The sequence below is a fragment of the Bifidobacterium amazonense genome (genome assembly GCF_018555435.2).
In the GTDB taxonomy this organism is placed as follows: domain Bacteria; phylum Actinomycetota; class Actinomycetes; order Actinomycetales; family Bifidobacteriaceae; genus Bifidobacterium; species Bifidobacterium amazonense.
The window spans coordinates 1-1,457 of sequence record NZ_JAFEJT020000129.1; the positions used below are offsets into that span (position 1 = coordinate 1).

1 protein-coding gene is annotated in these 1,457 nt (G+C 65.2%); it reads right to left on the minus strand.

Annotated elements, in window-relative coordinates:
• Nucleotides 1-49: 49 nt before the first annotated feature.
• Nucleotides 50-1,318, minus strand: a complete 1,269-nt coding sequence (locus JS533_RS13625; protein ID WP_241515364.1) for an ISL3 family transposase — start codon at nucleotides 1,316-1,318, stop codon at nucleotides 50-52.
• Nucleotides 1,319-1,457 lie beyond the last annotated feature (139 nt).

Sequence of the window (1,457 nt, forward strand, 5' to 3'; positions counted from 1 at the left end):
GGCTCTTCGGGTGTTTGTGTGGGTGTGAATCTTCTGTCTGGCTTACTGCTTATTGGTGTCCGGGGAGTTTGAGGTTGAGTCCGCCGCATTTGAGCATGACCAGGCCGATGAGGTTGTCGAGGTTCCTGTATCCGTAGCCGATCTTGATGGTGGTCTTGATCCTGTTGTTGACGGCCTCGAGTCGTGCGTTGGATAGTCCGCTGCGGATGGTCCTGAGGATGTCGAAGTGACGCCGGGCGATCTTCTCGCCGAGCGGCGTGAATCCCGGGATGCCCGACAGGAACGCGTCCGCGGCCCATTGGCGCAGCAGGGGCGCGGCCGTCTCCGGCGTCTGCCTGAGGATCATCCTGAGGCGTTCCTTGAGCTTGTATGCCTGCCAGAGGGTCTCGTCGGTGTTCGCGACGCATTCCAATTGCGCCTTCTGACCAGCGGTCAGGTCCGCTTCGTTCTTCAGCAGGGCCCACCGGGCGCCCTTGATCGGGTCCTTCGCGCCCTTCCTGGCCGTGCCCGTCTTCCTGGCCCGGCGCCATGCGGCGGTGCGGACCTTGTCGAGCGCGTCGGTCGCCCAGCTGACGATGTGGAAGCCGTCGAGGATGCGTTCGGCCGTGGGGCACCAGCGGAACGCGCACTCGTCGATCCACCGCGCCCCGTCCCCGGTGATCACCCGGATGGATTCGCGCTGTTCGGGCGTGAGCGTCTGGAAGAACAGGTCGAAGACCTTCTCCCCGTGACCCTGGTGCATCCAGACCACGCGTCCCCGGTCGTGGTCGACGACCACGGTCATGTACTTGTATCCCCGCTTGTAACTGGTCTCGTCCACGCCGATGGAACGCAGATGGTCGAACAGGCCCGCGCCCTGCTCCGCCCTGAGGTCGTCGGCGACCCGTCTGCAGACCGGCCCCACGCTCTTCCAGTCGATGCGCATCAGTTGGCTTACGGCGCTGCGGGGCGCGTGCACGCTCAACCATGCCGTCTGCCGTTCGAAATCACGCGTGTACGCGCTCCTGCGTCTCGCCCACGGCACCATCGCGACCGTCACCCCGTGCTCCGCGCAATCGACGCGCGGCGGCGCGTATTCCAGCAGGAGTTTCGCGCAGCCGACGTCGAGATGCCGCCAGCGCCGCGTGGGCAGACGGTCGTACGGTCGGCCGCGCCCGCCGCATTCGGCACACCGGCGCGTGTCCCTCGCGTACGGGCGCACCGGCACGATGACCACTTCGCCGCCACGCGGGTCCTTCTCGATGCGCGGCATACCGGTCACGACGTTCATGGGCAGGTGCAGCATGCGCTTGAGCGCGCCGGCTGATATGGTGGGCACAGGCGTTCCTCTGTTCTTCGGTTCTATTCTTGGCGGAAACAAACCTAACAGAAGAACGCCCCTCTCATACCCGCACACACGAAAGCCCCGGCAACGACGCCGAGGCCCACAACCTCACCACACAAACTGGCGAAGACTC